Source organism: Bradyrhizobium sp. SZCCHNR1051 (assembly GCF_032489615.1).
Taxonomy (GTDB): domain Bacteria; phylum Pseudomonadota; class Alphaproteobacteria; order Rhizobiales; family Xanthobacteraceae; genus Bradyrhizobium.
This window is the reverse complement of record NZ_JAUEYJ010000025.1, coordinates 62,696-87,864: the sequence shown is the minus strand read 5'-3', so window position 1 is coordinate 87,864 and position 25,169 is coordinate 62,696. Positions and strand designations below refer to the sequence as shown.

Below are 25,169 nucleotides of genomic sequence, written 5' to 3'. Positions count from 1 at the left end.
ATGCGTCCCGTGTTGCGCCGCCTCGGCATTGTGTCAGCGTTCCTGGCGGCCGCCGCCGTCATCGCCTGGATGGCGATGCCGGGCGCAGTTCCGGTGGAGACGGCCGTGGTGACCAAGGGGCGGTTCGTTGCCACCGTCGATGACGACGGCAAGACGCGGGTGCGCCAGCGCTACGTCGTGGCCGCGCCGCTCGCCGGCAGGCTGGGGCGCATCCGCTTCAAGGCCGGCGACCAGGTCAAGGCGGACGATGTGGTTGCCACCATCACGCCGGCGCCAGCGCCGCTGCTCGATCCGCGCGCCCGCCGCGAGACCGAGGAGCTGCTCGGCGCGGCAGAGGCCAACGTCGAGCGGGCCAAGGCGGTCGTGGCCCGAGCGCAGGCGCAGAGCGCGCAGGCAAGCGCCGATCTGGCGCGTACCACGGCCCTGGCCGCCAGCGGAGCGGCGACCGCGCAGGCGCGGGAGCGTGCCGAGCTCGCGATGCGGATCGCCGAGCGTGACCTGCGCGCAGCCGAATATGTCGACCATGCAGCCGAGCACGAGCTGAGCCAGCTCAGAGCGATGCTGGTGCGCTACGGGAGCAAGACCGATGCCGATGCGCCGGCGGATAGTTGGAGCGTGACCGCGCCGGTCGGCGGGCTTGTGCTGAAGGTGACCCAGGAAAGCGAAACGACGGTGCAGCCGGGTGCGGCATTGCTCGACCTCGGCGATCCCCACGATCTCGAAGTGGTCGTCGACGTGCTCAGCACCGATGCGGTCGAGATCCGTCCCGGCGCTGATGTCACGATCGATCGCTGGGGCGGCGCCGGCCGACTCTCTGGGCGGGTTCGCCGGGTCGAGCCGGCGGCGTTCACCAAGATATCGACGCTCGGAATCGAGGAGCAGAGGGTCAACGTGCTGATCGACATCGTCTCGCCGGCCGAGCAATGGCAGCGGCTCGGCGATGCCTATCAGCTCGATGCGCAGATCGTCGTCTTCACGCAGGAGGATGCGACCATCGTTCCGACCGGCGCGCTGTTCAAGCGCGGTGACGACTGGTCGGTGTTCGCGCTGAAGGATGGGCGCGCCGAGTTGCGCACCGTCCGGCTCATCCGGCGCTCAGGCCGGTTCGCCGCCGTGGCCGACGGCGTCGCCAGCGGCGATGTCGTGATCATCTATCCTAGCGACCGGGTGGCCGACGGCGTCAAGGTCGCGCCGCGCTGACTTGCGGCGCCGTCGGGCCCGAGGAGCGGCCGGCGATCGTCGTCAGCGCTGCGACGCCAACTCCCTGAGCCGCGCATGACGCGCCAGCGCATGCGCGATCAGACTGTCCATCAGCGCCGGCTGGGGCAGGCCGGTGGCCTCCCACATCTTCGGGTACATGCTGATGTTGGTGAAGCCCGGCAGGGTGTTCACCTCGTTGACGTAGACCTCCTCGCCGCGGACGAAGAAATCGACGCGCGCGAGACTCTCGCAACAGAGCACGCCGAACACCTCGGTCGCCATTTTGCGGATGCGCGCGGCGAGACCCGGCTCGACCTGTGCCGGGACGTGCAGCGAGGCACCCGATGCGTCGGTGTATTTGGCCTCGTAGGAATAGAAGCCGTGGCTGTCGGCCGGCACGATCTCGCCGAGCTCGGACGCGGCGACCTTGCCGTCGGGATGCTCCAGCACCGCGCATTCGATCTCGCGCACCGGGCTGATGCAGCGCTCGATCAGGATCTTCAGGTCGAAGCGCAGCGCCAGGCGGCAGGCGGCGGCGAACTCCTCGGCACTGCGCGCCTTGGAGATGCCGACGGAGGAGCCGAGATTGGCCGGCTTGACGAACAGCTCGGACGACCCGACGGCGTCGACCGCCGCCTCATAGGTCACCGGCGACGCTTCCGTCATGGTGACGAACGGCACGATCGGCAGGCCGGCATCGCGGAGCAGGCGCTTGGCGACGTCCTTGTCCATCGCCGCCGCCGATCCCATCACGCGGCCGCCGACATAGGCGACATCGGCGAGCTCCAGCGCGCCCTGCACGGTGCCGTCCTCGCCGTTCGGACCGTGCAGCACCGGAAACACGACGTCGAAGGCGAGCTCGCGCGGGGCGCCGTCGCCGATGACCAGCGCGCGGCCCTGGCCGGCCGGCAGCAGCACGATCTGCGGGCCGTCAGCGGGTACGGTCAGCGCCGCGCCTGTGCCGTCATTCGCAGCGTCGGCGAGCACCCAGCGTCCGTCGGTGGTGATGCCGATCAGCGTGACGGCGTAGCGGCCGGCATCGAGGGAGCGGAAGATGTTGGCCGCCGAGGCCCGCGAGACGTCGTGCTCCGCCGAGCGCCCGCCGAACAGGATCGCCACGCGCGTCTTTGTCTCTGTCATCGTCCTCATCCAGCCTGGTCTTTGCGGTGCGCGACCGTACAGCCAGAGGGCGACGCGTGGCAATTGAGGTGTTGTGGCCGGTGTGGTGGACAAGGCGACGCCGTCATGCGGCCGCGCTCACCGCCAGCCGATCCCTCCGTCCGAGCACACCGACGTCGTCCCGCCGGCATGCATGCAGCCGCGATAGAGCGGCGGCTCGATGAAGCGGCCGGACCAGATGCCGCGGCCGGCGCGGCGGGCGGCGCGCTGATCGGCGGTGTAAACGCCGCGCGAATATTGCGGCTCCTCGACCGCGAGCCCGCGCGACACCATGAACTGGCCGACATCCGTCGCGCCGGCTGCGCAACGCGCGACGATGCGGCCGTAGCGATCGCCGTCGACCGGCATGCAGCGCAGAACCTTGCCGCGCGTGAAGGCGTCCAGCGTGTTGGCCGCCAGCGCGCCGCAGCGATACGGCCGGCGGTCGCGGCCGCGGCAGAGCTGTGCGCTTTCGGGCGCGTCGATGCCCCACAGGCGAATCCGCTCGCCGTGAATGTCCAGCGTGTCGCCGTCCACGATGCTGACGCGGCCAACGAGCTCAGCCGCTGCGGCGGGGAAAGCGAGGAGAAGCGGCAGAACGAGGCAGGGGAGGAAACGTCGCAAGATCGGCACCTGACGCTGAGAGGGGCGTGATCGCTCGCTGCGCGAATCGATCGCGGATCATCCCGATCTATAGCGAAGTGGAGTTGCGCGATTGTGTGGCAAGCGCAGCGACAGCAGGGGAGCGTGAATCCGCGCAGTTCGTCCAGAGAGCTTCGCGGTTCAGCGAAGGCTCGCTTTCTCTGTGCGCCCATCCTGCGCGCGGGCCGCGCGCTCGACCTCGGCGGCGAGCATGCTCAGATGCTCGGCCAGACGCGCGAACAGCTCGCGCTTGTCGCGGTCGGTGGCGAGATCACGAATGAGGGCGCATTCCGCCGCGTCGGCCCGCAGCTTGTCCGGCTGAGTCATCAACTCTGACATGTTCCGCTTCCCTGCCGCGCCGGCAAGTTTTCGAAACAACGGATCGTCATGATTGTTCCGAGTATCCACGTATTTTTCGAGCGGGCGCAGTCAGCGCCTGATCGGAGTACCTCTGCCCGGATCCGAGGGGACGCGACGCTGGGTATTCGACCGCCTATCGCTCACCGGGCCACCATGTCGAGGCCGGATGCGCGGCCGAGATCTTGGTCTCGCGCAACGCCACCAGCGCGCTGCGCTTGTAGGGATGACCGCGAAGCCGCGAGCAATCCTGGCAGCGCATGTAGCGCTCGAGCTCATGGATTGGCGTCGTCTTGGCGCGCCTGATGATGTCGAGCGCGACGGTCTGATTGGTGTCGCAGCCGAGGCAGCGCACTTCGAGATAGTAATAGCCGGCGTTGAGCGCATCGCCGAGCAGCGGTGACGGCTGCGCCGGCCCCTTGTAGCCGAGCATGCGCTTGTTCCAAGCGTCGCAGGCCAGACGATCCGCTTCCTTACGCGCACGCGCGGCCTGCTCCTGCGCGATGCGGATGCCGGCACCGTAGAGTCTCTCGCGCGATTTCGTCGTCATGGCCGCGATGATCGACGCTGCGGCGCTCAGCGGCAAGCCGCTAGGGTTAGCGCAGCGAGAAGCGCCGGATACAAGCTCTTTCGCGTGCAGCGTTCCGATACCGTTGTCTTTTCAGTTCGTCGGCGAGCCTGCGACGAACTCATCGTGCAACGTCCGGCATTCGTGCCGGCGCAGACGCGACGCGGAGTGCGTGCTCGTGGCGGCGGAGCGGTGGCTTCTCCCACCGCGCGGCATGATGCGTTCCGTCTGGCGCAACAGGGGTAGCCAAACGCAACGGCGCGGCAAAGGTTCCTAAAATATTTGCGCCCCGGTGGCAGTTCCTTCAGCTTGTTCCAGCCGGCGTCCGGCGATAGACCTTGCCTTCGGGGTCAATCGTGCGCGCGGGTCGGAGTTTCTCAGATTGGATCGTTCGGAGCAGACGGTGGTCGGCGACCACGTTTCTGCTCACCATGCTCGCCGTCGCGATTTCGACCGCGGGCCGGATCGGGCTGGATTATGCCGGCGCGACGCTGCCCTACGCGACCTTCTACCCGGCGGTGGTGTTCGCAGCACTGCTCGGCGGCATTCCCGCGGCCATTTTTGCCGCCTGGCTGTCCGCCACCGTGGTGCTCGTCGGCTTCACCGATCGTCCTGATCATGCCGAGGCGATCAACCTCGTTGGATTCCTGAGCACCGCGGCGCTGATCATCTGGCTCGGGCATCTCTGTCGCGGCGCGCTCGTGGAGCTGAAGCGCAGCGAGCATGCGCGCGAATTGCTGCTCGGCGAGCTGAGGCATCGCGTGAACAATCAGCTCGCGTTGTTTCAGGCGATCGTCAGATCGAGCCTGTCGGGCGAGGATCGCGCCAAAGGGGAGGCGATCGCGCTGCGGCTCGACGCCGTCGCGCGCGCCAACAGTCTCGCCTGGTCGGACCACCGCCTGATGACCTTGCGCATGCTGCTCGACGTCGAGCTGCAGCCGTATCGCGCCTCCGGCGCCGTGACGGTGGACGGGCCGGACATGCCGTTGGGGCCGGAAGCGGTGCGCAATCTCGCGCTGGTGTTCCACGAACTCGCGACCAACGCCGTCAAATACGGCGCGCTGCGCGGTCAGGGCGGACGGCTCGAGGTCCAGATCGCGCAGGAAGGCGGCCGCGGCACCGTGGCCTGGCGCGAGCTCTGTCCGCACGCGATCGAGCCGCCTGGGAGCGAGGGATTTGGCGCGCGCATGATCCGGGCGAGCCTTGCGGCGATCGGCGGCAGCATCGAGCAGGATTTTCGCGACGAGGGTCTGGTCTGTCGGATCAGGTTCGAAGCGGCGATGTGACGGCGTGTCGGCGGTCGGTACGCGCGGTCGCGGTGATCTCCGGACTCCAGCGCGGAGCATGCGCGTGTTTGCGTTGTTTGTCCGTCGCATGGAACGACGGTCGGCTTGATCGCCGGCACGAAACGCTTCACCATTCCCGGCAGAACAATGAAGCGGCGGCGCCGCAGGGGCGGGAGACATCGGATGCAATGCTACGAGCTGCAGGGGCCCGGCGGAATCGATGCGCTGGCGCTGGTCGACAAGCCCGTGCCGCAGCCGGGCAGGGGCGAGGTGCTGGTGCGGCTGACGGCAGCGAGCATCAACTACCGCGATCTCCTGACCGTGAGGGGCGGCTACGGCTCACGGCAGAAATTTCCGCTGGTGCCGCTGTCCGACGGCGCAGGCGTGGTCGAGGCGGTCGGCGATGGCGTGTCGGCGTTCGCAGCCGGCGATCGTGTCGTCGGCAGCTTCTTCGAGAGCTGGACGGGCGGCGAGCCGAGCGAAGCGAAGATGCGTGGGGCGCTCGGCGGCGGCGTCGACGGCACGTTGACCGAGTATCGTGTCTTTCCGGTGCAGGCGCTGATCAGGACGCCCGCGCATCTCAGCGATGTCGAGGCCGCGACCTTGCCCTGCGCCGGCGTCACCGCCTGGAGTGCCGTGATCAAGCTCGGCGGCATCAGGCCGGGCCACACCGTGCTGACGCAAGGCACCGGCGGCGTCTCGATCTTTGCGCTGCTGATCGCGAAAATCGCGGGCGCGCGGGTGATCGCGACGTCGTCGAGCGAGGCCAAGATCGCGCGGCTGAAGGCGCTCGGCGCCGATGTCACGCTGAACTACAAGCAGGTGCCGGACTGGGGCAAGAAGGCGCGCGAGATCACCGGGCAGGGCGTCGATCTCGTGGTCGAGGTCGGCGGCGTCGGTACGCTGAATGAATCGATCCGCGCCACCCGGATCGGCGGCACCATCGCCTTCATCGGCGTGCTCGCCGGCGCGCCGGCCTCAGAGCTGCGGCTGCCGCTGATGGTGATGCAGCAGCAGCGGCTGCAGGGCGTCACGGTCGGCTCGGTCGACGATCTCCAGGCGCTGGCGAACGCGCTGACGCTGCATCAGGTGAAGCCGGTGGTCGATCGCGTGTTTGCGTTCGGCGAGGCGCGCGAGGCGTTCCACTACATGGCGAGTGGCGCGCATGTCGGAAAGGTGGCGATCGCGATCGGGTAAGGGCGCTGCATCAATTTTCTCGTCATTGCGAGGAGCCGAAGGCGACGAAGCAATCCAGACTTGTTTGCTCGCCGCCCTGGATTGCTTCGCTGCGCTCGCAATGACGGCGTGAGTTGCGCTTGTTTTGAGCCCTGCCGGGATATGCGGTCAGCGGACCGTCTCTCTGCCATCCATCATGCCCTTGCGCGCGGGCAGCGTCATCGCGATCACGCCGAGGACGATGCTGGCGAGGCCGATCCAGGCGCTCGGCGCGAGGCGCTCGCCGAGGCCGGCAACGGCAATTGCAACGCCGATCGGCACGCGCAGATAGGATTGCGCGGTGGCGCCGATCGAGCCGAGCGTCTGCACCAGGCGGAAATAGATCACCATCGCGGCCGCGGTCGAGACGGTCGCGAGCGCGGCCAGCGCCAACACCGAGCGCAGCGACGGTGCCAGCGTCCACGGATGGTCGACGACCAGCGCAAGCGGGATCAGGACCAAGGCGCCAGACAACAGCGATCCCGCCGCCGGCAGCATAGGGTTGAGCCCCTTGAAGCTCTTTACCATGATCGCGGCGCCAGCATAGCAGATGGTGGCGGCGACGATCGCAATCTGCGCCCACAACTCGCGGCCAAGCCCGCCCAGCGCCTCGGTGCCGACGATGAGGCAGGTGCCGGCGAGTCCGGCGGCGACGCCGACCAGCTTGCGCAGGGTGACGGGCTCGTGGTGCGTCACCAGCGCGGTCAGCAGGAAGGTGAAGATCGGCGAGGTAGCGTTGAGGATCGTCGCAAGGCCCGCCTCGACGGTGCGCTCGGCCCAGGCGATCAGCGTGAACGGCACGACGCTGTTGAGGCCGGCCTGGATCATGAAGCGACGCCATATCGTCCGGTCACGCGGCCAAGCGAGGCCGCGGCTGCGGATGATCGCGGCCAGCAGCAAGCCCGCGATCAGCGTGCGTGCCGCGATCAGGGTCAGCGGCGGGATGGTCTCGACGCCGATCTTGATGAAGGTGTAGGAGGCGCCCCACAAGGTGGAGAGAACGAGCAGGAGGGCGAATTCTGTCGTGAGATCGGAGCGGCTCTGCATGGTGCCTCGCGGGCGGGAGAGTGGCTTCTCCTAGCCGGGCGGCGGCGCGTGATGTTTCGATACGGGGCGAACTGTTCGTGGAAGGAAGCCGAAGCCATTCCAATCGGTGGATTGCGTCCCTGGATCGCTTCGCTGGCGCTCGCGATGACGGAGTCTGTGAGGCCGGCGATGTCAGCCACACCCGTCATTGCGAGCGGAGCGAAGCAATCCAGACTGGCGATCCGATGAAGATCCTGGATTGCTTCGTCGCCTACGGCTCCTCGCAATGACGCCGTTGCGAGCTTGCGCGGTCGCTCCGATCAGTTCGCCGGCATGCTCTTCTCGACCAGCTTCACCCAGTACGATGCGCCGGCGCTGAGGATGTTGTCGTTGAAGCGATAGGCCGGGTGGTGGCACTCGTTGCCGGGGCCCATGCCGAGGAACACGAACGCGCCGGGGCGGGCCTCCAGCATGAAGGCGAAGTCCTCGCCGCCCATCAGGGGAATGGCGCGGTCGTTGACGCGCTCGTCACCGGCGACGTCGCGGGCGACGTCGGCGGCGAAGGCGGCCTGGGCCGGGTGGTTCATCGTCACCGGATATTTGCGCTCGTAGATCGCCTCGGCCGAGCCGCCATAGGCACGGGCGGTGGCCTCGGTGACCTCGACGATGCGCTTCTCGACGAGGTCGCGGATCTCCGGATCGAGCGTGCGGACGGTGCCGAGCATCTCGACGGTCTCGGGGATCACGTTGAAGGTGGTGCCGCCATGGATCGAGCAGATCGAGATCACCGCGGATTTCAAGGGATCGACGTTGCGCGCGACGATCGACTGCAGTGCGTTGACGATCTGCGAGGCAATCAGGATGCTGTCGACGGCCCGGTGCGGGCCGGCGCCGCCATGGCCGCCCTTGCCGGTGACCTTGATGTGGATCGCATCGGCCGAGGCCAGCATCGCGCCCGGCGAGATTTCGAAATGGCCTTCGGGGACGCCCGGCATGTTGTGCATGCCATAAACCTCCTGGATGCCCCAGCGCGTCATCAGGCCGTCGTCGACCATCGCCTTGCCGCCGGCGCCGCCTTCCTCGGCCGGCTGGAAGATGACGACAGCGGTGCCGTCGAAATTGCGGGTCTCGGCGAGATATTTCGCAGCGCCCAGCAGCATCGCGGTGTGGCCGTCATGGCCGCAGGCATGCATCAGGCCCGGCGTCTTCGAGGCATAGGGAACGCCGGAGGTTTCCTCGATCGGCAACGCATCCATGTCGGCGCGCAGGCCGATGGTCCTGCCGGAGCCGGACTTGCGGCCGCGGATCACGCCGACCACGCCGGTGCGGCCGATGCCGGTCACGACCTCGTCGCAGCCGAATTCGCGCAAGCGGTCGGCGACGATGCCGGCGGTGCGATGGACTTCGTACAGCAGCTCGGGATGTTCGTGGAAATCGTGGCGCCAGGCGGCCATTTTGTCGGAGAGCGCGGCGATGCTGTTGAGGATGGGCATGAGGACCGGATGACTCGCTGAAGTGAATCGGAACGCTGCAGTGATGCGGCCAGGCCAGCCGACAGCACCGCGCAACGACCGACTATGACCCGGTCAAAAAAGCGAGGCAAGTTGCGGCCGGCCATGGCGCCATGCGCGGATGCGCGGTCACCTCGACGGACGATGCCGGGCGTTCCGGATTACGGAACGGGATTCAGGCGAGCGGGGCGGGGGCGGGCACGCGGGGGTATTTGCGCTCGGGCGGCACCTCCAGGCGGAAGGCCCGCAGCTTCGGCTCGTCCCACGCTGCCAACGGCGTGCCGCAGACGCCGCAGTCGAACCGCCCGGCAGAGCCAACGGCGGATGTCGATTCCGCGATCTCGTAGGCGGCACGGCAATGCGGACACGTCACGCTGGATATCTTCATGAGATCACGCTCCCACACATCTCGACCAGACACCTTGAACCGGATCAATGCGCTCCATGAACCGACGTCATCGCGTCCGATCGTCACGCCTCCTCGGCCTGCCACGGCGTCGGCGCCTTGGTGAAGGCGCGCCACGCCTCGCGCAACGGCTGCTCCACGCCGGCCATGGCATGCGTCTGCCAGCCGGTGATCGCGGCGGCCGCGATCGCCGCGTCGGTGGAGGTGGTGCCGAGGGTCTCGATCACGCCGGCGGTGACCGCCATGTCGTTGTAGTGGCCAAGCTGTTCCTGGAAACCGGCGAGCGTCCGGGCATATTTCTTCGCCGATTTGCTCGCGCCGTAGAGCGGCAGCAGGAAGTCGATGCTGTAGCGCAGCTTCTTCAGCGCGAGACGCAGCCGGTGGCGCTGCTCGGCCGGCAGCTTCTTGAAGCGGCGGCCGCGCTTGAGCACCTTCTGGTGGCGCTCCGACAAGACAGGCCCGGCGAAATCGATCGCGGGCGCCGCGAGGCGTCGGAGATCGTCGGGGGAGACGTCGTTGCGCCAGCCGCGGGTCTCGATCCATTCGCCGAGGCCGAGCACGAAAGCGGCGCAGCGGCGCTCGGCAAGCGCGATGCGCAGCGTGCGATAGGCGAGTTCGCGCCGCCGCTCGGCGAGCGACCGGAGCGAGTCGAAGCCTGCAACCGTGGGGCACGCCTCGGCGATCTCGGGCAGCGTATCGGTCAGGAACACGTCGAGGTCGCGCGCCGCCGAGAGGCTCTGTGCCAGCCAGCGCGCATCCGCCTCGAGACCGTCGAGCGTCGCCGAGGTCCCGAGCGGCCGCATCAGGTGCAACGCGGCGCGCAGGCGGCGCAGCGCTACCCGCAACTGATGCACGCCTTCTGTATCGCGTCCGTCGTCTGCTGCAGGCATTGCCTGCAGCAGATGACGCAGGCTGCCGCGCAGGACGACGGCGAAGCTCTCGTCGAGAGACACCGCCGGATCGAGGCGCAGCTTGCGCGGCTTTTCGGCCCCCGGCGCTGCTCCGGCTGCGAGGTCGAAACCGCGGGCGGATTTGCTGCGGATCGAAGGTCTGATCGGTCCGTGATCGGCGATGCGCTGCGCGATCTCGTAGATGGCGGCGGGGTTGCCGCTTTTGAGCTCCAGCTCGATCTCGCTCACGATCTCACTGTGCTCGCCGGCCTTGATGACACCGCTGTCGAACGCGATCTCGATGGTCGCGCCGGGCACGTCGAGCATGCGCGCGTGACGATGCACGTCGGCCGTGAACACCGCCTCGAGCGTTGCATCGGCCAGCGCGGAGCGAAGCTCCTCCGGCAGCAGCGCGGCCGCCAGCACCGGATCGGGCGCCAGCGAGCTGACGCTGGCCTCCCACTCTCCGCGCTTGAGCGGGTCGTCGCTGTGCTGCTCTTTCACGGTCTGCACGAAGCGCGAGCCGCTCTGGCGCACCCGCAAGGTGAAGCCGTTCTTCCACAGCATGCGCTTCGGCGTGTCGTAGTAGACCGATGTCAGATGCTTGCGCGAACCCTTGTTGCGCGCATGCGCGGTGACGACCGGTGCGTTGTTGAAGCCGGCGAGTTGATCGGGCGCGACGAGGAGCTTCAGCTCGATCTCATGGCCGGCGCCGGCCGCGGGATCCGGCAAGGACGGCGTCACGACCTCCACGCCCGGCGCCACGGCATCCCCCCGTGTGACCGCGTGATCGGCAAGGTGCTGTGCAGTCAAGCTATCGACGGCGCCAGCGGGATCGCTGCTCGCCGAGTCACCACTATCCCGCACGCCGACCGCATGGCCACCGCCGTGGATCGACGCCGTTGCGTTCGAATCGGGCATGTGTCGATTCTGTAACCGTTTAGTGACAGTCATCTCTCGTATAGCTGCAGCCGGCACAAAGGGACAGTGGCATTTCTCGCAGGCGGCTGACGATGCTCGACGCGCCGGCGCTTATCGGTCGCATTTTTTGTTGCTACTTCAATGACAAGTGCTCGCGCTTGCGGCCGGCGGGCGCTCACGAAGATATGTCCCTCGTAGCCGCGCAATGCACCGTCGCCCGGCCGCGCTGCCACAGCGGGAACTCAGATCGAGCCGATCAGCATGAAACGCGTGGCGATGAAGACGGCGGCTGCGGTGGTCGCAATGCTCGCGGCGGCCACGAGACCGCGGCCGCGTCGCGCCAGCGCGCGGGAGCGTTCGCGCGGATCCTGCGTCGGATCGATGGGTATGCGCCGGCTGCGCCGGTGGCGCACCGCCTGCACCCAGAAGGCAAGCGCGGCGATGCCCGTTGCGACCGCAAACACGGTCGTCACGCCGGCGGCAAAGCCGAGATCGACACCGACGCTCTCCAGCATGGCCCGCAGATGCACCGCAAAGCGTGCCAGGAGAGTTGCGGCATAATCGGCGGCCGCGGCACCCGTATAGAGCAGAACCGCCGTCCACACGACCGCGGCCATCGCAATCAGGATCGACAGCAGGACTGCGAGCCCGTCGCCGGCCATGAAGCCGATCGAGGCGGCGATCAGCGCCAACGCCGGCATCACGTTGCCCATGGGGATCGGAAGGATGATGGTGACGGCCATCAGCAGCAGGGGCAGCGCGAGCAGCATCCGCGCCGGCCGGCCGGTCAGCCAGACCAGCCGGTCCTCACGCAGGCCGCGCTCGGCAAAGCCCGCCCAATCGAGTCCGGCACGGATCACCTTGCGCAGCAGCCGCTGCGGCACCGGCCGGCGGCGCAGCGGCTCGGGCAGCCATAGCCGCTCGGCGCCGAGCAGGATCTGCAGTGCGACGAGAGCCACCAAGGTGCCGAACACCATGCCGAACGGGCCGGGCAATGGGATCAACGCCGGTAAGGTCAGCAGCAGCAACGTCAGGCCGAGACCTTCCGACTCCAGTCGGTCGAACAATTCGCCGATGGACGGCTCCTCGGACCGCACCGTGCGGGCGATCGCGAGCAGACGGCGGCTGATCGGCCCGTTGTGACGGCGCGGCGCCGACGAGTCCTCATCGTTGGATGCGACATCATTCATCACCACGCGGCAACCTCATGTCCTCTGGCCTGCGTCACTTCATCTGCTCGACGGCAGGCCGCGTCTTCCACAGCGAATAGGCGATACCCGCGCCGAGCAGACCGAAGGTGATGCCGAGCGAGAGGGCGGGCGGAAACTTCTCGAGCCCGAGCAGGTCGGCAAGGAAGATCTTCGAGCCGATGAAGATCAGCGCTGCCGCCAGCGCCAGCTTCAAATACTGGAAGCGATCGACCATCGCGGCAAGCGCGAAATAGAGCGCGCGCAGGCCGAGGATCGCGAAGATGTTCGAGGTGTAGACCACGAACGGGTCGGTCGAGATCGTGAAGATCGCGGGCACGGAGTCGACGGCGAAGACGACGTCGGCGAACTCGATCAGGATCAGCGCCAGGAACAGCGGCGTCATGAACCAGGTCGGCCTGCCGCTTGCATCCGGCTGGCGAACGAAGAAACGCTCCTCGTGCAGGCGGTCGGTGACGTCGAAGCGACGGCGCACCCAGGCCAGTGCCGGGTTGGAGCCGATGTCGTGCGGCTTGTCCTTGAACACCAGCATCTTGATGCCGGTCGCGACCAGGAACAGCGCGAACAGATAGAGCACCCAACTCGCCTGGGCGACGATCACGGCGCCAAGGCCGATCATGATCGCGCGCAGCACGATGACGCCGACGATGCCCCAGAACAGCACGCGGTGCTGATAGGCGCGCGGGATCGAGAAGTAGCTGAAGATCATGGCGATGACGAAGACGTTGTCCATCGCCAGCGCCTTCTCGATCGTGAACGCGGTGAGATAGGCGGTGCCGGCCTCGCCGCCGAGCTGCCACCATACCCAGCCGCCGAAGGCCAGGGCGAGCATGATGTAGATGGCGCTCATGACGAGGCTCTCGCGCACCGAGATCTCGCGCGTCTTGCGATGGAGGATGCCGAGATCGAAGACGAGGAGGGCGAGCACGATTGCGAGGAAGGCGAGCCACATCCAGACGGGCTTGCCGGCAAACGCGATGAACAGGAATTCCACGACGGGTCCTCTTATCTAGCCGGTGAAATTGATGTCAGGTCCGACATCGTGAGCGCACCGGCAGGTTCACCAGAGGGGCCCGGACCAGGGGTAGGGAACGGACGTATGTGTGTCCCGATCGGTTTTCAAGAGCCAGCGCCTTGCGTCCACGTTCAGCAAGATGAACGTGAAGGTGCGACAGAGTGTCTGCTGCCGCGGCAGCCGTCTTGCGGGCGTGCGGCTCCAAACTAATTCCAGAGGGCCGGAGATCCGGGCCCCTCTGATAGTCCATGCGACTATGATGTCGGACTCTCTTTCATGACCGATGCCGGCGGTATTCCTGAGGAGTTTGACCAGATGCGGCCACACGCGTCGCTTGTTGCTATCAGCCCTTGTTGCGATCAAGCCCTTGGGGCTCTCGCCCCCCACATCACCACCCCAACAATCATGACCCCGCTCATACCTCCCGCAATCCCTCGGATGGCGGCCCTGATCGTGATGGAACCGGAGCGCGTGCTCGTCACTTTGTATGGAACCGGTGCGCTGATGCGCACGGGCATCTCGTGTACGGGAGACAATCGTGACCACGGGGGGTGACCAGATATCGATCGCGAAGGCGCCGCCGTCGCGATCGGCCGTCGCAACGCGCCGTCTCTTGATGATCATCAACCGCGGCAGCCGCTCCGGCGGCGAGGCCGCGGGCACTGCCGTGTCGCGGCTGAGTGCGGCCGGCTATGATCTCGTGATCTCGGCGCCGCATAGTCCGCGCGAGGTGGCGCCGTGGATCGAAGCCCATGCCGACGATGCGGAGGCGGTCGTCGTCGCCGGGGGGGACGGCAGCCTGAACGCGGCTGCGCCCGCACTGGTCAGGACCGGCCTGCCGCTCGGCATTATTCCAGCCGGCACCGCCAATGACCTTGCCCGCACGCTCGGCCTGCCTGATGACATGGAGGCCGCGGTCGACGTGATCGCCGCCGGCCATCGCCGCCAGATCGATCTCGGCGAGGTCAATGGTCATCCATTCTTCAACGTCGCAAGCCTCGGCTTGAGCGCCGACCTCGCGCGTCAGTTGACCAAGGAGACCAAGCGCCGGTTCGGCCGGCTCGGCTACGCGATCACGGCGCTCAAGGTGCTCACCAATGCGCGGCCGTTCCGGGCCATGATCGTGTCGTCCGACGGCGCGGCGCGCGTCAAGACCTTGCAGATCGCGGTCGGCAACGGCCGCTATTACGGTGGCGGCATGGCCGTCCAGGACAGCGCGGAGATCGACGATTCCCATCTGGATCTCTATTCGCTGGAGATCGGCCGCGTCTGGAAGCTGCTGGCGATGGCCTATGACTTCCGCAAGGGTCGCCACGGCCTGTGGCAGGAGGTGCGGGCCACGCGCGACACATCCTTCGAGATCCGCACGCGGCGTCCGCGCCCGATCAATGCCGATGGCGAGCTCGTCACCTTCACGCCGGCGCGCTTCGGCGTGCTGCCGCGCGCCGTCTCCGTATTCGTCCCCAAGGCCGGAGGGCAGGATCGCGCCTGACGCGATGGCGCTTGATCCGCCGTTTGCGGCCGCTCGTTTTCGACTGATCACCCGATTGAGAGACCCATGACCAAGCAGACCCGCTTCAATTTCTGGTACGCGATCGTCGCGATCTTCGTCGCGATGATGATCCACAATGCGTGGACGAGCTATCGCCAGGTCGCCGTCATTCCCTACAGTCAATTCCAGGATCTCCTGTCCGCCGGCAAGGTGAAGGAGGTCGGCGTCTCCGAGAACTATCTGGAAGGCACGCTGAAGGAGCCGCTGCCCAGCGGCCAGTCGCGCTTCGCGACGACGCGCGTCGACCAGGAGTTCGCCAAGGAGCTCAGCAAGGCCAACGTGACGTTCACCGGCCGCGTCGAGAGCAACATCCTCGGCGACATTCTCTCGCTGGTGATGCCGATCGCACTGTTCTTCGGCGTCTGGTACTGGCTGTCGCGCCGGATGATGGGCGGCGCCGGCGGGCTCGGCGGCGGCCTGATGCAGATCGGCAAGAGCAAGGCCAAGGTCTACGTCGAATCCAACACCGGCGTCCGCTTCGACGACGTCGCCGGCGTCGACGAGGCCAAGGACGAGCTGCGCGAGATCGTCTCGTTCCTGAAGGATCCGAAATCCTACGGCCGTCTCGGCGGCCGCATGCCGAAGGGCGTGCTGCTGGTCGGCCCGCCCGGCACTGGCAAGACGCTGCTCGCCAAGGCGGTGGCCGGCGAGGCCGGCGTGCCGTTCTTCTCGATCTCCGGCTCGGAGTTCGTCGAAATGTTCGTCGGCGTCGGTGCGGCGCGCGTGCGCGACCTGTTCGAGCAGGCCCGCGCCAAGGCGCCCGCCATCATCTTCATCGACGAGCTCGATGCGCTCGGCCGCGCCCGCGGCATGGGCCCGTTCGCCGGCGGCCATGACGAGAAGGAGCAGACGCTCAACCAGCTGCTGGTCGAGCTCGACGGCTTCGATTCCTCGACGGGTCTGGTGCTGCTGGCGGCGACCAACCGGCCCGAGATTCTCGATCCGGCGCTGCTGCGCGCCGGCCGCTTCGACCGCCAGGTGCTGGTCGATCGCCCGGACAAGCCGGGCCGCATCCAGATCCTGCAGGTGCATCTGAAGAAGGCCAAGCTCGCTGTCGACGTTGATCCGGAGAAGGTGGCCGCGCTGACGCCCGGCTTCACCGGCGCCGATCTCGCCAACCTCGTCAACGAGGCGACCTTGCTGGCAACGCGGCGCGGCGGCGACGAGGTCAGGCTCGACGATTTCAACAACGCCATCGAGCGCATCGTCGCCGGCCTGGAGAAGCGCAACCGGCTGCTCAACCCGAAGGAGCGCGAGATCGTCGCCTATCACGAAATGGGGCATGCGATCGTCGCGATGAGCCTGCCGGGCACCGATCCCGTGCACAAGGTCTCGATCATTCCGCGCGGCGTCGGCGCGCTCGGCTATACCATCCAGCGTCCGACCGAAGATCGCTTCCTGATGACGCGCGAGGAGCTGGAGAACAAGATGGCGGTGCTGCTCGGCGGCCGCGCCGCGGAGCTCGTGGTCTACGGCCATCTGTCGACCGGCGCCGCCGACGATCTGCGCCGCGTCACCGACATCGCGCGCTCGATGGTGACCCGCTACGGCATGTCGGAGCAGTTGGGCTCGGTCGCCTACGAGCGCGACAACCAGTCGTTTCTTGCGCCGGGCGTCTCACGCAGCGCCGAGTATGGCGAGGCCGCAGGGGATGCGATCGACGCCGAGGTGCGTGCGATCGTGACATCAGCGTTGGAGCGGACCCGCAAGCTGCTGCAGGACAAGCGCGACGTGCTGGAGCGCGCCGCCCGCCGCCTGCTGGTCAAGGAGACGCTCGACGAGACCGAGCTGGCCTCGCTGATGAAACAGGACCAGCGCGCCGGCGATCTGGTTGCGGCGGCGAAGCCGATGTAGTTGGTGCTGTGTAGGGTGGGCAAAGGCGCAGCCGTGCTCATTCTACGAGCGAGATCGTGAAGGCGCCGTGCCCACCATCTGATCGCTTGCTCTGCCGCACGACGGTGGGCACGCTGCCGCCTGACGGCGACTGCTTTGCCCACCCTACGAAGGCGCAGCGCGTTGACCTCGTCGCCCGGATGAGCGGAGCGATATCCGGGGTCTCCAACGCTGCCTGCGATGAACCCGGATGTCGCTGCGCTCATCCGGGCTACGAGGTTACCGTCGCGGCCACATCCGGGCCAATGTCTCGTCCTTCTTGACGAACTCATGCCAGAGCGTGGCGGCGATGTGCAGGCCGACGACGAGATAGACCACATAGGCCAGCGCGTCGTGCGTGATCTCGCCGGCCTGCGCGATCGTCTTGTCGCCGGCGAACAGGCGCGGCCAGCTGAACGTCCAGAAGTAGCGCAGCGAGTAGCCGCCGGCCGACGAGAACATGTAGCCCGTCACCGGCATGACCAGCAGCAGCGCGTAGAGCATCCAATGATTGAGCCGTGACATCGCGCGGACCAGCGGGCTGAACGCAGCAGGTGCCGCTGGCGCCGTCGTGCTTGCCCGCACGATCAGACGGAGAATGGCGAGCAGAAACAGCGTGACGCCGAGCGACTTGTGGATTTCCAGCAACTCGCGCCGCGGCGATGTCCCAGCCGGCTGCAGGCCGCAATAGAGTCCGATCAGCATGGCTGCAATGAACAGCAGCGCCGTTGCCCAATGGATCCGTCGCAGCAGAGGATCATAGGTCGCCGGCATGTGGGTGTCTCGTCGATGGGGGAGCAGGACGACCTGCATAGGCGCTCGTCTGGTCGGTGTCGAAGGATCAGAGGTCGACGACGAGATGTCGGACAACCGCACAAAGGTATCTGCTGATCATTTTTGAGTGATTCCATGCGTGCCGCTCTGTCAGTCGCGCCTCCGGTGATCCCTCGGGCGCGCCGACCCGGCCTGCGGGGGGCTCGATACGCCGTCCCCCGTTCGATGTCTGCATTGGATCAAGCGACGATGTTGCCTTGCGGATGACGGGCGGTGCTGAGAACTGAGCGGGTGTCCTGCAGGCTCGCGCAGGGATTGCGCCTTGATTTTCTTGCAATTGCGGACCAATCTCCCTGCCGGCATTCTGGTCGGGGGGCCTCGTGTCCAATCCTGTTGCAAAGAACATCGTGCTGTTGTCGGACGGGACCGGCAACAGCGCCAAGGCCGTGTTCAAGACCAATGTCTGGCGGCTGTTCCAGCTGCTGGACCTGCGCGATCCGCGTCGGCAGGTCGCCTTCTATGACGATGGCGTCGGCACGTCCTCCTTCAAGCTGTTCGCAGCCCTCGGCGGCATCTTCGGCTTCGGCCTGAAGCGGAATGCGATTGCGATCTACATCTTTTGCTGTCGCAACTACAAGCCGGGCGACCGCATTTACTGCTTCGGCTTCAGCCGCGGCGCGTTCACGATCCGCATCGTGGCGGCGATGATCGCGGGGCAGGGCCTCGTCGCTTACAACAACAATGAGGCCGACCTCGCGCGCTTCGCTGCGGACGCCTATCGCCGCTATCGTCGCCGCTACAACACCGGACTTCTCAGATATCTCGGCAAGATCGGCCTGGACCTCCGTAAATGGCGCGATGGGGGGATCAAGCTGCTGCGCAGGCTGCAGGGCGTTGCGCCCGAGGCGCCGCCGTCGATCGAGGTCGAGAGCGTGCATTTCGTCGGCATTTGGGACACCGTCGACGCCTATGGCGGGCCGATCGAGGAGATGACCCGCGCCATCGACTATTGGATCTGGCCGCTGTCGATGCCGGACCAGTTCATGAATTCCAAGATCCATCGCGCCTGCCACGCGCTCGCGATCGAGGAGGAGCGTGACGCCTTCCGCCCGGTGATCTGGGACGAGCGCTATGTGTGGGGACGGGACGATGCCGTCCCGGGCCGCAGTGACAAGAAGGACTGGCTGTTCGGCATCGATCGCGATCCGCGCAGCGAAGCTGCGAAACTCGCCGACCCGCCGCCGCATCTGCGCACCGACCTGCCGCCACGTGACCGCGAGCGCATCAGCCAGGTGTGGTTTACAGGCGTGCATTCCGACATCGGCGGCGGCTATCCGCAGGATGGCCTTTCCTATGTGACGCTCGATTGGATGCTCGACCGCGCCCAGGCCTATGGTCTCGTCTATCTCGACGGGCGGCGCAGGCTGCTCTACGATCCCGAGATCGATCCGCTCGATACGCTGAACGACTCACGCAAGGGGTTGGCTGCCTATTACCGCTACAAGCCGCGCAATCTGCGCGAAATCTATGAAGCGCCGCCCTACAAGCTATCGCTCCGGTACGATGTCAGTCGCATCAAGTGGCTGCTGCATTCGCCGTTCAAGGCCCAGACCGAACTTCTGAAGGACGATCTGCATCCGAGCCTTCCGCAGCCGCCCTTGCCGCCGGTGAAGCCGACCATTCACCGCACGGTGTTCGAGCGCATCCAGTCGGGTCCCGATCATTATGCACCGGTGGTCGTACCCGCCAGCTACCGCGTCACGGATGAGACCGATACGCCGGTCGATGCGCCGCATCCGCTCGATCGCGGGCACGCGCGGACGCGGGTGCAGGACGATGTCTGGAACTGGGTCTGGCTGCGCCGCGTGGTCTATTTCGCCACCATGTTCGCGCTGCTGTTCGTCGCGGCGATCCCGTACGCCGTCATCTATCGGCCGCGCTTCCTCTATGACCCCCTGCGTGTGGTGGGCGATCCCCTGGTCAACGCGGCGGCTGCGTTCCTGCCAAGATTTCTCGATCCCTGGTTCGTAGCGTTCCGGGATTCGCCCGGCTTCCTGCTGATCGGGGCAGCCGTGGCGCTCGGCTTGACGGCGTGGGGCACCTCACTGCAGCGAACGATCCGCGACGCCGCACGCATCGCCTGGAACGATCCATCCCGGCACAAGCCGGTGACCGGCTGGCGCGCGACGGTTTATTCGCTGCGACGCCAGGGCTGGTACATCGCCGGTTTCTACGTCCTGAAATCGTGGATCTTCCCGACCGGCATCATGTTCTGGCTGTTCTGGTGGCTGGCGTTCGGCGCGGCCAACACGGCCGGTCTGTTCTGCAAGGCAACACTGAGGCCGACCGAGGTCAACGAGACAGAGATCGGGGCATGGCATAATGGAAGTATCCGGCCGTTGTTCGAGACGCGCCACCATTGCTATCCGACAGCGCTTAGCGTGGCGCAGGACGAGACGTATCAGATCACGCTCGATGTCGGAGAGGGATGGAGCGACGGCAGCATCCCTGCATCCCCGGCCGGCTTCGGTTACGGGACCTGGACGCAGCTACCGGGCCTGCCGTTCAAGCGGCTGATCTGGTCGAACTGGTTCGCGCCCATCGTGCGGGTGGGCAGCACGGGATTGGAGGAGCATCTCCCCACCTTCCGACCCGAAGCCCCCGGCAGTAGCCGCTGGACGGCCGAGTTCACCGCACGCAGCGATGGGGAGGTGTTCGTCTACGTCAACGACACCTCCATCCTGTTTCCTTGGTTGTTGTATCGATTCTATTTCAACAACAAGGGCAATGCGGCCGTCTCGCTGAAGAAGCTGTGACGGCGCGCGCCGTCACTCGGCGCTGCCGAACACGCGCCGGAAGATCGTGTCGACGTGCTTGAGGTGGTAGCCGAGGTCGAATTGCTCGTCGATCTCGGCGTCGGTGAGATACTTCTTCACCTCGGCGTCCGCCTTGAGCAGGGTGCGGAAGTCGCCTTCGCCGCGCCATACCGGCATCGCGTTGCGCTGGACCAGCTTGTAGGAGTCCTCGCGGCTCGCCCCCTTCTGGGTCAGCGCGATCAGCACGCGCTGCGAGTGCACGAGGCCGCCGAGGCGGTCGAGGTTCTTTTCCATGTTGGCGGGATAGACCAGCAGCTTCTCGACCAGGCCGGCGAGGCGCACCAGCGCGAAGTCGAGCGTCACGGTGGCGTCGGGACCGATCATGCGCTCGACCGAGGAGTGCGAGATGTCGCGCTCGTGCCAGAGCACGACATTCTCCATCGACGGCGTCACATAGGCGCGCACCATGCGGGCGAGGCCGGTGAGGTTTTCCGACAGCACCGGGTTGCGCTTGTGCGGCATTGCGGAGGAGCCCTTCTGTCCCTCCGAGAAGAATTCCTCGGCTTCCAGCACCTCGGTGCGCTGCAGGTGGCGGACTTCGGTCGCAAAGCGTTCGACCGAGGAGGCGATCACGCCGAGGGTGGCAAAGAACATCGCGTGGCGGTCACGCGGAATCACCTGGGTGGAGATCGGCTCGGGCGACAGGCCCATCGCCTTGGCGACGTGCTCCTCCACCCGCGGATCGATCTGGGCGAAGGTGCCGACAGCGCCGGAAATCGCGCAGGTCGCGACCTCCTTCCGGGCGGCGACCAGGCGCTCACGCGCGCGGGAGAATTCCGCATAGGCATAAGCGAGCTTGAGGCCGAACGTCACCGGCTCGGCATGGATGCCGTGCGAGCGGCCGATGGTCGGCGTCATCTTGTGCTCGAAGGCGCGCGTCTTCAGCGCCGCCAGCACGCGGTCGAGATCGACGAGCAGCAGGTCGGCGGCGCGGGTGAGCTGGACGTTGAGGCAGGTGTCGAGCACGTCCGATGACGTCATGCCCTGGTGCACGAAGCGCGCCTCGGGGCCGACGATCTCGGCGAGATGGGTCAGGAAGGCGATGACGTCGTGCTTGGTCTCGCGCTCGATCTCGTCGATGCGGGCGACGTCGAAGGTGGCGTCCTTGGCCTTGGCCCAGATCGTCTTGGCCGCGTCCTTCGGGATCACGCCGAGCTGCGCCAGCGCGTCCGCCGCATGCGCCTCGATCTCGAACCAGATCTTGAACCGGGTCTGCGGCTCCCAGATCGAGGCCATTTCGGGACGGGTATAGCGGGGGATCATCGACGGCGCTCCGAGGCGGGAGGGAAGGTGGGCGGGACCGGGCGTCCACGCCAGCATTTTACGCCGCGCTTTACCAGAGCGGCCGGATCGACACAAACGGCGGTCTTTCCGCTCGGCCGGTGCGATCGAGGTGGATTATGATACCGCTCGAAAAAATCGCGCTGACAGATATTGAAATCTGTCAGCGCGATGGTGTATGTCTCTGCCGCTGTCATGCTGAAGATCAACTTGCACTGTCTGACCATGGGTTCAGCGGTTTCAACTGCGAAGGACCGCTTCGATGAAGATTGAAAAGCGATTGTTGCACTCACAATTTCAGGACTGGCTGAATCACCAGGTCGCGCGTCACCTGGAGACCCAGGCAGCCAAATTCCGCGCGCCGTCGTCCGCCGATCGGGCCGAGACGATCCAGATCAAGGCGCATACGTCCGACACCGATATGGTGCACGCATGAATGAGGCCGTGGTTCTGACATCCGAGCGCATCCTCGAAGTCACCGAGGACGTGTTGCGCCGTTACGGGCTCGCCAAAGCGACGGTCGTCGACGTCGCGAGAGCGCTCGATGTCAGCCACGGCTCCGTTTATCGTCACTTCCCCAGCAAGGCGTCGCTGCGCGAGGCGGTTGCCAGGCGCTGGCTCGAGCGGGTCAGCGCGCCGCTGGCGCAGATCGCGGCCGAGCCGGGACCCGCGCCGGCGAAACTGGAGCGCTGGCTGCGCGAGCTGTTCGGCGCCAAGCAGAAGCGGGTCTGTGAAGATCCGGAGATGTTCGCGACCTATCTCACCCTGGCGCGCGAGGCGTGCTCGGTGGTCAAGGCGCACAAGCAGCACCTGATCGCCCAGGTCGAGGGCATGATCGCGGAGGGGGTCGCGCAGGGGACGTTCCACGTCACTGATCCCAAGACCGCGGCCGCGGCGATCTTCGACGCGACGAGAAGTTTTCACCATCCCGCCCATGCCGACGAATGGGGCGAATGCACCTGTCAGGCCCGGGTCGATGCCGTGCTGACCCTGCTGCTCCGTGGACTTCAGGCGCGCTAGGCGCGCCTAGCCCGCATGAGCGCAGCGACATGCGGGTTCACACAGCTCGTAGGTGGGCAAAGGCGCGTTGCACGACATCGGCTTGGGCCGAGATCGCGCGCGCCGTGCCCACCGTCGATCAGCGAACTCATCAGTTTGATGGTGGGCACGGCGCCACTGCTGGCTCGCATGCGGCGACAGCACGGCAGCGCCTTTGCCCACCCTACGGCAGCCTACAGATTCGTCAGCCCGCTGGTCACCGCCAGACGCACCAGCTGCGCATCCGTCTGCAATCCCGTCTTGGCCTTCACCAGATAATGATAGTTCTGCACCGTCTTGACGCTGAGGTGCAGGTTGGCGGCGATCTGCTCGGTGGTCAGGCCCGACGCGAACTGGCGCAGGATTTCGATCTCACGCTCGCCGAGCCGGTCGAGCACGGTCTGCTGCGGATCAAGACTGTCAGCGGCCAGCACGTGGGCGACGTCGTCGCTGAGCGCGCGCTCGCCGTTGATGACCATGCGGATGGCGCGGACCAGCGCCGACGGCTCGCTGCTCTTGGTGACGAAGCCGCTCGCGCCAGCGGCGAACGCCGCCTTCACCAGCGGCGCCTCGCCATGCATCGAGAACACGAGGATGCAGGCGCGGTTGTCGCGGGCGCGGATGTTGCGGATCGCCTCCAGCCCGCTGGCACCCTTCATCGAGATGTCGAGCACGACCACGTCGGGCGCATGCGCCTTGAACGCGGCATAGGCCGCCGCGGCGCTGTCGGCCTCTGCGATGACTCGAAACCCGTCCTGGCTCTCCAGCACGCGGCGATAGCCTTGCCGGACCACCGGGTGGTCGTCGACCAGCAGGATCGAAATGCCTGTGCGCTCGGGCATCCCGGTTGTCTCAGGCGGCCAGTGGAATTGTCGCGGAGACGCTGAGCCCGCGCGCGGCCGGCCCGATCGACAGCGAGCCGCCGACCGCGGCGATGCGCTCGCGGATTCCGGTCAGGCCGAAGCCGCTCGATTGCGCCAGCAGGGTCGCATCGCCGCCGCCGTCGTCCTCGACCGAGATCACGAGCGCACTGTCTGGACCCTGACGGCGCTCGACCCGCAACGACACCTCGCTCGCACTGGTGTGGCGCAGCGCGTTGGTCAGGCATTCCTGCGCCATGCGATAGGCGGTGACCGCGACCGGGCCCTGGATGTCGGCGAGATCGCCGTGGAGGTCGAGCCGGATCGCGGGCCGCGCGGCATGTTGATAGTTCTCGGTCAGCGCGATCAGGCCTGCGGCGAGGCCGAGCTCCTCGGTGAGCGGACGGCGCAGCCGGCTCAAGGTGCCGCGCAGGCACGCCATCAGATGGCTGACGGACTGCGTAATCATCCGTGCATCCTGGGCGACCTGATCGTTGCGGCCGCTGCCGGCGCTCTCGATCGTCGAGGCAAAGGCGAGGATCGCCGTGAGGTTCTGCCCGAACTCGTCGTGCAGCTCGCGCGCCAGCGCCCGTCGCTCCTCGTCGCGGATGTCGAGCAGGCGCTCGGTCAGCGCGGCGCGCTGCTCGTTGGCCTGCGCCAGCCGGTCGCCGAGCTCGCCGACGGCGCGGCCGATCATGGCGAGCTCCATCGAGCGGAAGCGCGGCAGCGCAGGGCGGTGGTCGCCCTCGGCCATCCGCTGCAGCGCCTGGACGATGCTGCGCGCCGGCGCCAGCGCATGCGCGATCGCCAGCGAGGCCAGCACGCCGATCGCGATCGCCATCGCCAGCGCCACACCAAAGCTGTCCTGGATGCGCAGCCAGGCGAGCTGGATCGCTGCATCGGGATCGGCGATCGCCGAGACGGTTCCCGCCGTGGTGGCGCGCGCGCTGATCGGCTGCGCGACCGCCGCGTGATCGCCGAGGATGGCTTCCACGGCGCCTGAGAACCAGCGCGGCGGCGCGGCGCCGAGGCCCTTGCTCTGGCCGCACAGCGGCTTCTCGAACGCTGCCTCGGGCTTGAGCTGGACGCAGATGCCGGGCGCGATCAGCTTCATGGTCTCGGTCGTGCGCCAGTCGGGCAGCGGCAGCAGCCGCTCCCGCGACCGGTTGCTGCGCAGCAGCAGCTCACGCCAATACAACGCCTCCAGCGCCTGCGAGACCCGGTCGGCCGAGGCCGCGGTGGCGCGATCGACGCTGCGATAGGCGTCGACGGTGACCCATACGGCCGCGGCGGCCAGACACAGCAGCACGATCAGCGCGAGGCGCGCAATGAGTTGGAGCACGAGACGCATGCGATCCTCTCCACGGCTTTTGCCGCAGCGTAACAATGGGATGGTGCTCCGCCAAGCAAATGCACTGCAGCAAGCGGCAGGTTGGGAAATTTTCCCGAGAGCCTCGAGGCAGATGTCTTTGGACGCTGTTCCGCCGCTCTGCTTAACTCCTCTGCGAAGCGC

22 protein-coding genes are annotated in these 25,169 nt (G+C 66.8%); 8 read left to right on the top strand and 14 right to left on the bottom strand.

All coding sequences use genetic code 11. From position 1 onward, the window contains the following. Entirely contained in the window at window positions 1–1,200 is a 1,200-nt protein-coding gene (locus QW868_RS27550; protein WP_409998105.1) for an efflux RND transporter periplasmic adaptor subunit, read from the top strand. 42 nt (window positions 1,201–1,242) lie between these two features. Here QW868_RS27550 and QW868_RS27545 read toward each other — a convergent pair whose 3' ends face one another. From QW868_RS27545 to QW868_RS27530, 4 genes are all read right to left on the bottom strand, one after another. Beyond that, window positions 1,243–2,340 carry a D-alanine--D-alanine ligase family protein gene (locus tag QW868_RS27545; protein ID WP_316231995.1) on the bottom strand — a complete coding sequence of 366 codons (1,098 nt, stop codon included), beginning with the start codon at window positions 2,338–2,340 and terminating at the stop codon, window positions 1,243–1,245. A gap of 117 nt (window positions 2,341–2,457) precedes the next feature. Continuing rightward, a complete protein-coding gene (locus tag QW868_RS27540) occupies window positions 2,458–2,982 on the bottom strand; it encodes a thermonuclease family protein (protein WP_409999163.1) in 525 nt (174 codons plus the stop codon). A gap of 159 nt (window positions 2,983–3,141) precedes the next feature. After that, complete coding sequence (locus QW868_RS27535; protein ID WP_315737722.1) at window positions 3,142–3,327, bottom strand: hypothetical protein; 186 nt, start codon at window positions 3,325–3,327, stop codon at window positions 3,142–3,144. Window positions 3,328–3,493: 166 nt separating this feature from the next. Then, a complete protein-coding gene (locus QW868_RS27530) occupies window positions 3,494–3,907 on the bottom strand; it encodes a hypothetical protein (RefSeq protein WP_315759004.1) in 414 nt (137 codons plus the stop codon). Between the two features lie 449 nt (window positions 3,908–4,356). Between QW868_RS27530 and QW868_RS27525 the strand changes: the two genes are divergently transcribed. Continuing rightward, complete coding sequence (locus tag QW868_RS27525; protein WP_315737378.1) at window positions 4,357–5,211, top strand: HWE histidine kinase domain-containing protein; 855 nt, start codon at window positions 4,357–4,359, stop codon at window positions 5,209–5,211. Window positions 5,212–5,394: 183 nt separating this feature from the next. Next, window positions 5,395–6,408, top strand: a complete 1,014-nt coding sequence (locus tag QW868_RS27520; protein WP_315737379.1) for an NAD(P)-dependent alcohol dehydrogenase — start codon at window positions 5,395–5,397, stop codon at window positions 6,406–6,408. A gap of 147 nt (window positions 6,409–6,555) precedes the next feature. On the opposite strand, the gene QW868_RS27515 is transcribed toward QW868_RS27520, so the two are convergent. The 6 genes from QW868_RS27515 to QW868_RS27490 all read right to left on the bottom strand — a co-directional run bounded on the left by QW868_RS27515 (window position 6,556) and on the right by QW868_RS27490 (window position 13,382). Beyond that, on the bottom strand, window positions 6,556–7,473 hold the full coding sequence (locus QW868_RS27515) for a DMT family transporter (RefSeq protein ID WP_316231994.1): 918 nt from the start codon (window positions 7,471–7,473) through the stop codon (window positions 6,556–6,558). Window positions 7,474–7,772: 299 nt separating this feature from the next. Next, on the bottom strand, window positions 7,773–8,945 hold the full coding sequence (locus QW868_RS27510; RefSeq protein ID WP_316231993.1) for a M20 aminoacylase family protein: 1,173 nt from the start codon (window positions 8,943–8,945) through the stop codon (window positions 7,773–7,775). A 193-nt stretch (window positions 8,946–9,138) separates the two neighbouring features. Further along, the gene (locus QW868_RS27505) at window positions 9,139–9,438 is read right to left on the bottom strand and encodes a hypothetical protein (RefSeq protein ID WP_316231992.1); all 300 of its coding nucleotides are present in this window, start codon (window positions 9,436–9,438) and stop codon (window positions 9,139–9,141) included. Continuing rightward, window positions 9,435–11,180: a CHAD domain-containing protein gene (locus QW868_RS27500; RefSeq protein ID WP_316231991.1), complete on the bottom strand. Its 1,746-nt coding sequence runs from the start codon at window positions 11,178–11,180 to the stop codon at window positions 9,435–9,437. The genes QW868_RS27505 and QW868_RS27500 overlap by 4 nt, the downstream gene beginning before the upstream one ends. 242 nt (window positions 11,181–11,422) lie before the next feature. Then, window positions 11,423–12,376 (bottom strand): exopolysaccharide biosynthesis protein, encoded by a 954-nt coding sequence (locus QW868_RS27495; protein ID WP_316231990.1) that lies wholly within the window; start codon window positions 12,374–12,376, stop codon window positions 11,423–11,425. Between the two features lie 28 nt (window positions 12,377–12,404). After that, window positions 12,405–13,382 (bottom strand): TerC family protein, encoded by a 978-nt coding sequence (locus QW868_RS27490; RefSeq protein ID WP_316162278.1) that lies wholly within the window; start codon window positions 13,380–13,382, stop codon window positions 12,405–12,407. Between the two features lie 559 nt (window positions 13,383–13,941). On the opposite strand from QW868_RS27490, the gene QW868_RS27485 reads away from it, so the two are divergent. After that, window positions 13,942–14,895, top strand: a complete 954-nt coding sequence (locus tag QW868_RS27485) for a lipid kinase (RefSeq protein ID WP_316231989.1) — start codon at window positions 13,942–13,944, stop codon at window positions 14,893–14,895. A gap of 66 nt (window positions 14,896–14,961) precedes the next feature. Next, window positions 14,962–16,809: an ATP-dependent zinc metalloprotease FtsH gene (gene ftsH / locus QW868_RS27480; protein ID WP_316231988.1), complete on the top strand. Its 1,848-nt coding sequence runs from the start codon at window positions 14,962–14,964 to the stop codon at window positions 16,807–16,809. Window positions 16,810–17,067: 258 nt separating this feature from the next. Here the strand turns inward: ftsH and QW868_RS27475 are convergent, their stop codons facing one another. After that, complete coding sequence (locus QW868_RS27475; RefSeq protein WP_316231987.1) at window positions 17,068–17,601, bottom strand: cytochrome b; 534 nt, start codon at window positions 17,599–17,601, stop codon at window positions 17,068–17,070. Window positions 17,602–17,981: 380 nt separating this feature from the next. Between QW868_RS27475 and QW868_RS27470 the strand changes: the two genes are divergently transcribed. Beyond that, on the top strand, window positions 17,982–20,417 hold the full coding sequence (locus QW868_RS27470) for a DUF2235 domain-containing protein (protein WP_316231986.1): 2,436 nt from the start codon (window positions 17,982–17,984) through the stop codon (window positions 20,415–20,417). A 12-nt stretch (window positions 20,418–20,429) separates the two neighbouring features. On the opposite strand, the gene purB is transcribed toward QW868_RS27470, so the two are convergent. Beyond that, on the bottom strand, window positions 20,430–21,740 hold the full coding sequence (gene purB / locus QW868_RS27465; RefSeq protein WP_316231985.1) for an adenylosuccinate lyase: 1,311 nt from the start codon (window positions 21,738–21,740) through the stop codon (window positions 20,430–20,432). Window positions 21,741–22,020: 280 nt separating this feature from the next. Between purB and QW868_RS27460 the strand changes: the two genes are divergently transcribed. Both QW868_RS27460 and QW868_RS27455 read left to right on the top strand, forming a co-directional pair. Continuing rightward, the gene (locus QW868_RS27460) at window positions 22,021–22,194 is read left to right on the top strand and encodes a hypothetical protein (protein WP_315737391.1); all 174 of its coding nucleotides are present in this window, start codon (window positions 22,021–22,023) and stop codon (window positions 22,192–22,194) included. Continuing rightward, window positions 22,191–22,778 (top strand): TetR family transcriptional regulator, encoded by a 588-nt coding sequence (locus QW868_RS27455; protein WP_315737392.1) that lies wholly within the window; start codon window positions 22,191–22,193, stop codon window positions 22,776–22,778. The genes QW868_RS27460 and QW868_RS27455 overlap by 4 nt, the downstream gene beginning before the upstream one ends. A gap of 212 nt (window positions 22,779–22,990) precedes the next feature. Here the strand turns inward: QW868_RS27455 and QW868_RS27450 are convergent, their stop codons facing one another. Together QW868_RS27450 and QW868_RS27445 are read right to left on the bottom strand one after the other, a co-directional pair. Further along, window positions 22,991–23,638 (bottom strand): response regulator transcription factor, encoded by a 648-nt coding sequence (locus tag QW868_RS27450; protein WP_315771064.1) that lies wholly within the window; start codon window positions 23,636–23,638, stop codon window positions 22,991–22,993. A 10-nt stretch (window positions 23,639–23,648) separates the two neighbouring features. Next, the gene (locus QW868_RS27445; RefSeq protein WP_316162286.1) at window positions 23,649–25,007 is read right to left on the bottom strand and encodes a histidine kinase; all 1,359 of its coding nucleotides are present in this window, start codon (window positions 25,005–25,007) and stop codon (window positions 23,649–23,651) included. Window positions 25,008–25,169 lie beyond the last annotated feature (162 nt).